Consider the following 7,241-nt stretch of genomic DNA (forward strand, 5'->3'; position numbering starts at 1 on the left):
CAAATAAAAAAAAGCCCGCTAAATTAGCGGGCTATTTAAATTAATAACAAATATTAATTATAAACGGTCAATTACTGATTGAGTGAAATCAGTTGTACCGTGGCTGCCGCCTAAATCGCGAGTTGTACGGTCGCCTGATTTAATTACATCAGCAACAGCACTACGAATACGCTCTGCTGTATCGCCCATATCTAAATGCTCAAGCATTTGGATAGACGCTAAAATTACAGATGTTGGGTTAGCTAGGTTTTTGCCAGCAATATCTGGTGCACTACCGTGTACAGCTTCAAAAATTGCAGCGTCTTCACCAATGTTAGCACCTGGAGCCATACCTAAACCGCCAACTAAACCAGCACAAAGGTCAGATAAAATATCACCAAATAAGTTAGTCGTAACAATTACGTCAAACTCTTCAGGTGTCATTACCAGTTTCATACACGTTGCATCAACAATCATTTCATTTGATTCAATTTGTGGGTAACGCTCAGCTACTTCACGTGCTACTTTTAAAAACAAACCAGATGTTGATTTTAAAATGTTAGCTTTATGAACAGCAGTTACTTTTTTACGACCTTCACGTACCGCTAGCTCATATGCAAAAGTTACGATTTTTTCTGCGCCTTCACGCGTAATTATCGATTTTGCTTCTGCTTCATTACCGTCTTCACTTACTATTTGGCCTGCACCTGAGTACATACCTTGCGTATTTTCACGAATAGTAATGATATCAATATCGTCGTAACGCGCTTTAGTGCCAACAAATGATTTAACAGGGCGTACGTTAGCGTATAAACCAAATTGCTTACGAAGTGTTACGTTAATAGACGTAAAACCTTCACCTACAGGCGTTGTTAATGGGCCTTTAAGAGTGATTTTGTTTCTAGCTATTGTATCAACCGTGTCTTGTGGAAGTAACTCACCTGTTTTTTCAAGTGCAGCTAGGCCAGCATCAACAAATTCATAATCAAAGTCGCAACCTGCGGCTTTTAATATTTCAAGTGCTGAGTCGATAATGCTCGGACCGATGCCGTCGCCTTTGATCACTGTGATGGTTTGTTTGGCCATTGACTTTTCCTTTAAAGAGTTTGATTTGCACATAAATTATTACCCTGAGAGGGTAATCGCTTGTTAGATCATTTATGTGAACGTGCTTGAAAATTTAAGGGCGCATTTATATCAACTTATCACCCATTTTGCTAGTTTATACAAGAAATACTGGGTATACACCAAAGTTATAATGGGTATAAAGACGTTAAATAGGTTTCCATAAATTAAATACTATTAAATAACGCGAGAGATTCTAATTTTTGATTAAAATCAGTTGGGTTTTGCCAATTTAGTATTTTCAGTTGTTCGTTTAATGTTTGCAGTTGCCACGCTGTTAGCGCGAGTTCTGGTTTAAAAACACTCTGGGCAACAATTTTAAGTGTGATCCAGAGTTTATGAGAATCAGTTAAGTGTTTTTTAGGTGTTTGCTCTGCTTCTAAAAGTGCCGTTGTCCATGGGTTGTCACTTAATAAATGAGTAAGCTGTTGCGTTAGTTGCTCGTTATTAATTGAATCTACTCCAAAAAATGAGCAAATAGGGGCACTCAATGTTTTATTTGGTGTGTCGTCAATCAGCGTTTTACGAGAAAGCTGTGTACTGCATTGCGTTAATAAAAAATGAGCATAAGCATATAAAGGTAATGTAATGTGTTCAAACTGGTCGTGTTTATTTTTACTGACTAATAAGGCCATTATTTTCACTAAACCATTTAATCTGTTAGTAACGTAGGCTTGCAGAGGGTGTGGGGTAACATTAACTAATTGCTCAAAAACAACTCTTTGAATTATCGCAGGTGCATTATAATAACCGACCATCGATAAACTATGCTTTAAGTCTTTAGCGGCCTGATGCTCCTTATTATAAGGTTTTACTGCCTCACATAAATTAGCAACTACCTGAGGGTGAGCCGCCATTAGCTGGCTTAGCCCTTTATAGCTATATTCGTGCTGTGACTTAATATTACTTATTAGTTCAAGTAAAGACTGTGCTTTATCAACGCCAACCACACTTTTTGACTTAACATGTTCACTGTTAAACACTTTGAAGCTAATGGTTTTATCAGCGCAATGCCATTGTTTTGGGTTGTCGTTAAGGGTTGCTTTAACGCTAAACCAAGCCAATTTATTTGGATTAGCGTTACTAATTAAAATATGTTTTTGCTGCGCATCAGTCGCTAAATAAATCATGGTTTGCTCGGCATAAAAAACGCGGCTTCCCGGTAATAGTGGCCCTAAATGGGCTATAAGTGATTTGATTAGCTGCAGTGCAAACAAATTTGGTGTGCGAATATACAAGTCAGTAAGTGCTTTAAATAAACTCATGTGTTTATTAGCCGTATTACTAGTAATGTTCATACTAATAATATTTGCTAAAGCAATTAGTGTTATGCCCCCATCGTAAAGCATTATTTTAGGAGCACTTACCAATGCTTGTTTATATTTACTTAACTTAGCTAATAATTGCGTAACGGGTTTGGCAGAATCGCCACTGGATAACATTACTTTTGCAGCTAATTGATGGCGCATCTTCCATATTTTTTTATCAGAATCTTGAAAAGGTGTTTGCTCACAGAGCTTGTTTAATTGCGCTCCAACACATAAATGCTCAATGAGTGAAGCCGCTATGTATAGCTCGCTTAGGGCATTGTTATAGTGTTGAGATTTACAAAGTGCAGCGGTTATTACACTTTGACTAACAACTAAGTTGGTGGCATAAGAATAATTAGGATTATAAAGTGTTAAACGAGCTTGTAATGCGAATGGCTGTTCACTATAGAGCACTCTATATTGCTCAGCTAGCTTACTTGCCATGGGGTATAAGGCTGTCCATTTTTGTTTATTGTTATAATAGCTTAAAAACAGCTGCGTATTATTAAGCAGCTGCTCTAAAGTAGTTGAAACAGCTTCATCCATTAAACCTTCACCTAATTTTGTTCTTGATATTTATTATATGCACTAGGACCCCATAAAAATAGCTGCCCATTTTTAAATAATAACCCAGTACATTCATCCATAGTGGTTATACCGTCAGATGTTTTATGCTGTGTACGGTAAAAAACTATCTGAAATACCTGTTCACCATCTCGTTTGGCATAAGTAAGGTCGGGGCTGCCTAAATAATCAAGCACAGTATTTAGTGTTGTTGGCTGCTCAAGTGATAGTTTTTCGATATAACGTTTATTAAAAGCTTCTCGGTCTTGCCAGATCATAGCCTGAGGATCGTCTTTATAAAAGGTGATCACCAACGCTGCTATCAGTGCATATAGCCCTAAACCTAAGATTAAATATCGGATAAATTTTTTCAATATGGTTTACTCTGACTCCGGTAACTAATAATAGTATACGTTTTGTAATGTTTAGAGGCTATTAACTTGCGACTAATTAAGTCTTAACTGCTTTAAACTAAAGCCTAAATTTATATCGGTGCGTAAACTAACCAAGTGCTTTGAGATTACGTACATATCCATATTAGCGGCTAACTTTGCTTTAATACTCGGGCTTAGAGACTCATCTTCGGCCGCATGCTCAATTGAATTATAGTTATTAACTATTTGCTGCGCAGACTTAGTGCCTATTCCTTTTACTCCCGGAATATCATTTGTTTTATCGCCCGCTAATGCCCAAAAATCAACGAGCTTATTTTGCTCAACACCAAAACGCTCTTTTATACTTGTCTCATCTAAATAGAGTTTTTTAAAGTAATCATAAACTGTAATGTAGGGGCCTAAGTAGGGTAAAAAGCCTTTATCAGTAGAGACAACAGTATTAGCTATTTGATTATTTGATGCCTTAAATGCAAGCGTTGCAATAATGTCATCGGCTTCATCGTTAATAGGCTCAAATACAACAATACCGGTTTCTTCTATTGCGGTTTTAAAGTGCTCTAAGGCATCTTTTAGCACTTGAGGCATTGGGGCACGGGAGTGTTTGTAGTCTTTATAAAAATGATAACGCCAGCTTTTTTCACCATCAAATACCGCAATCGCATGGGTTGCATTACTTGTATCTAAAAGCTTTTTACACGCATGCGCTACACGTGCACAGCACGTTTGTATCATTTGTTCATCGCTGTGATGTTTTTGATTAGCGTCAACGGCGTAAATGCGCCTAATTAAATTAAGCGCATCAATAAGAAGTAAATGGGGTTTCAAACTATAAAACTCATGCTTTTATTTTGTAACACGGAATGTATTTGCTGCCAGGGAGTTTCATACGGCCTTGATCAACAAATGCTTGTAATAACGTATCCATATTTTCCATAAGGGCAGGCTCGCCACTTAAAATGTATGGACCGTTTTGCTTAATGGCTTTAACGCCTTCGTCTTTTACATTTCCAGCTACAATACCTGAAAAAGCTCTGCGTAAATTAGCTGCTAATAACTGCTTTGGTTGATCAAGATGTAAATCAAGACTTGCCATATTTTCGTGTGTTGGGGCAAAAGGTTGTTGAAAATCGTTATCGATTTTTAACGTCCAGTTAAAGTAGTAGGCATCGCCTTCACTTTTACGGTAATCACGAACATTGGCCATAGCCGATCTTAGCTTTTGTCCAACTAACTCAGGATTATCAATAATAACTTCAAACTTATCTAATGCTTCTTTACCAAGCGTCATTTCAACAAATTCACACAGCTCTTTAAAGTACGCTTCACTTTCTTTAGGGCCAGTTAAAATCACAGGCAAACATTGTTTGGTGTTATCTGGATGAAGTAATATGCCTAATAAATATAGCAATTCTTCAGCAGTACCTGCGCCACCAGGAAAAATGATAATAGCGTGAGCTGTTCTTATAAAAGCTTCAAGGCGCTTTTCAATGTCAGGTAAAATAACTAATTCGTTAACAATAGGGTTTGGTGGCTCTGCAGCAATAATGCTTGGCTCTGTTAGGCCTAAGTAACGGTTATTGGTATTGCGCTGTTTTGCATGGCCAATAGTGGCACCTTTCATTGGGCCTTTCATGGCACCAGGGCCACAACCAGTACAAATATTTAATCCACGTAAGCCAAGCTCGTAACCCACTTGTTTTGTGTATTTATATTCAACTTCGTTTATTGAGTGTCCGCCCCAGCAAACAACCATACTTGGCTCGCTATTAACACGCAAAGCACCGGCATTTCTGAGCATATCGAATACCATATGAGTAATGGCTTTTTGCTCTTTTAAATCTTTTTCGTATTTTTGACAAATAAACAAAATATCGCGAATAACAGAAAATATATGCTCGTGAATTCCGGTAATTATTTCGCCATCAACAAATGCGGTTTCGGGTGGGTTTTCAAGCTCAATTTTAATGCCTCGTTCGCGGCTTACTAAACGAATATCAAAATCTTTGTATTTGTCGTATATATCGCTACTTTCGTCGGTATGGCTACCTACATTAAGCACTGCTAGTACGCAGTTTCTAAATAACTTATAACGCTCACTAGCAGAAGATTGCTCTAATAAATCAACTTCTAATTGCGACAGTAAATCTAAAACCCCAGTTGGGTTTAACTGTATTAACATAGACGTTCTCCTTACTGCTAAATCGTAAAAAACTACTTGTCATAAAATTTATAATGGCTATGACATTATTTACTGGTACAAAGTCTATCTCGTCCTGAATTTTTGGCCTCGTAAAGAGCATCATCTGCTCGATCAAATGCCTTTAACAGAGTATCGCCTTTTTTAAACTGAGTTGCACCTACCGAAATAGTGATCTCAATTTGTTTTTCTCTAAATTTAAAAGGTATATTTTTAATTACCTTTCTTACTTTATCCAGAGGTAATGTTGCGTTTTCAAGCGACACACCTGGCATTAACAATACAAATTCTTCACCGCCGTAACGCGCTATAAAATCGGACTTTCTTACCGATTTTTGCAACGCTTTTGATATAACCTGTAAGGTAATGTCACCTGCGGTATGGCCAAATCTATCATTGATAGATTTAAAGTGGTCAACATCAATAACCGCAAGCGTAACATCTGATGGCTGCACATTAAACAAATGCATTTCGTGATTGTAACGTTCATCAAATGCAGCTCGGTTAGGCAGTTTTGTAAGCCCATCAAGTAAACTTTTAAAGCGCTGTTCGTTTAAACGTTTTTTATACGTTGTTAACTTATCTTCTAAAGTAACAATTCGTTTGTTTATTTCACTAAAGCTAGTGCTAAGCATTTCTCTATCTTTTCGTTCTAACTTTTCTTTTGCTAGAAAATCTTCGCTTAGTGATTTTAATTCGTTATCTACAAGTTCTTTTAAAGATGAGATTGACGTTGCTTTTTGTGTTTGTTCGTTGAGGTTTTTTATTTTTAGTTCAATGCTTTTATTCAACGAATCAAACTCAATACTCATCGATTTTGAGTGTCTACTAGTAGAGACAATAGAATTATGTAGATCTTCGAGGGTTTGATTTAATGAAACTAAAAAGCTTTGTGCAGATTTACGCTCTTTGCTAATGTTTTTTACTACGACTTCAATTATGTTAATCGCAACATCGAGTAATGCATCGATTGTGTCACTTTCTGTAATATTATTTTTTATACTATTAATTTGTAGTGTAGCTTCTTCTTCAAGTATAAGTTCGTTAGCCAGCTCAAGTAGTTTTTTTGCACGAGCTTGTTTTACAGGGCGCTGATTATCGGCTTGAGGGTCTTGCTTAGTTAGCAATGCTTCATGATAAAAAAGAATAAGTTGATCAAGTAGCGGAATATAACCATGGGTTGATTGAACGTTATTAATCTCTTGATCGAGTAAATTTCTCAGGGCTCTGCGAGTATCGTCAGGTAAACCTTTAGTTTTTTGTAACTGTTTACCTGCATTTTGTACACTGTTGAATAAATCACGTTGCTGAGCTTGCTGAATCGATTCTTGATTTTTAAGTAATATCAAAGTTTCACTAACAAGGGGAGAGAGGTCTTCAAAGCTCATACCTTTATTGAGTGCACTTCTAAATTTAGCAAGGCGATTATCTAACTCAATATCAAGCCCTTTACAGCTTAGCGAAAGTTTAGCTGCAAAGTCGCACAAAATATCCACTTGATGTTTGCGTGCACTCTCAATAGCCATACGAGCATCAATTGCTTGTTTGAGTTTTTTATCTGTTGGATTAGATCTTTCAGACACCTAAGCGTACCGCCATCAAATTAATTTTATTATCTTCAGTTTACAACAAATTTTTATTATGTGTAGTTATCTAGTAAAAAACTTAGAA

The 7,241-nt window shown here is 36.8% G+C and carries 6 protein-coding genes; all 6 read right to left on the minus strand.

Annotated features, from left to right (window positions below; all coding sequences use genetic code 11):
- Window positions 1–57 precede the first annotated feature (57 nt).
- On the minus strand, window positions 58–1,065 hold the full coding sequence (locus GQR46_RS13685) for an isocitrate dehydrogenase (RefSeq protein ID WP_007580684.1): 1,008 nt from the start codon (window positions 1,063–1,065) through the stop codon (window positions 58–60).
- A 206-nt stretch (window positions 1,066–1,271) separates the two neighbouring features.
- Window positions 1,272–2,960: a hypothetical protein gene (locus GQR46_RS13690; RefSeq protein ID WP_165741233.1), complete on the minus strand. Its 1,689-nt coding sequence runs from the start codon at window positions 2,958–2,960 to the stop codon at window positions 1,272–1,274.
- A gap of 11 nt (window positions 2,961–2,971) precedes the next feature.
- On the minus strand, window positions 2,972–3,355 hold the full coding sequence (locus tag GQR46_RS13695; protein ID WP_024591078.1) for a DUF3192 domain-containing protein: 384 nt from the start codon (window positions 3,353–3,355) through the stop codon (window positions 2,972–2,974).
- A 69-nt stretch (window positions 3,356–3,424) separates the two neighbouring features.
- Window positions 3,425–4,198 (minus strand): flap endonuclease Xni, encoded by a 774-nt coding sequence (gene xni / locus GQR46_RS13700; protein WP_165741234.1) that lies wholly within the window; start codon window positions 4,196–4,198, stop codon window positions 3,425–3,427.
- Between the two features lie 10 nt (window positions 4,199–4,208).
- Entirely contained in the window at window positions 4,209–5,552 is a 1,344-nt protein-coding gene (gene ppnN, locus GQR46_RS13705) for a nucleotide 5'-monophosphate nucleosidase PpnN (protein WP_007580678.1), read from the minus strand.
- Window positions 5,553–5,617: 65 nt separating this feature from the next.
- Window positions 5,618–7,153: a GGDEF domain-containing protein gene (locus GQR46_RS13710; RefSeq protein ID WP_165741235.1), complete on the minus strand. Its 1,536-nt coding sequence runs from the start codon at window positions 7,151–7,153 to the stop codon at window positions 5,618–5,620.
- Window positions 7,154–7,241: the final 88 nt, after the last annotated feature.

The organism is Pseudoalteromonas sp. Z1A6 (genome assembly GCF_011378745.1).
GTDB classification, from domain to species: Bacteria; Pseudomonadota; Gammaproteobacteria; order Enterobacterales; family Alteromonadaceae; genus Pseudoalteromonas; species Pseudoalteromonas arctica.

Coding starts and splice junctions, on each gene's coding strand:
- GQR46_RS13685 (WP_007580684.1), bottom strand. CDS start 1,065: ATGGCCAAACAAACCATCACAGTGATCAAAGGCGACGGCATCGGTCCG.
- GQR46_RS13690 (WP_165741233.1), bottom strand. CDS start 2,960: ATGGATGAAGCTGTTTCAACTACTTTAGAGCAGCTGCTTAATAATACG.
- ppnN (WP_007580678.1), bottom strand. CDS start 5,552: ATGTTAATACAGTTAAACCCAACTGGGGTTTTAGATTTACTGTCGCAA.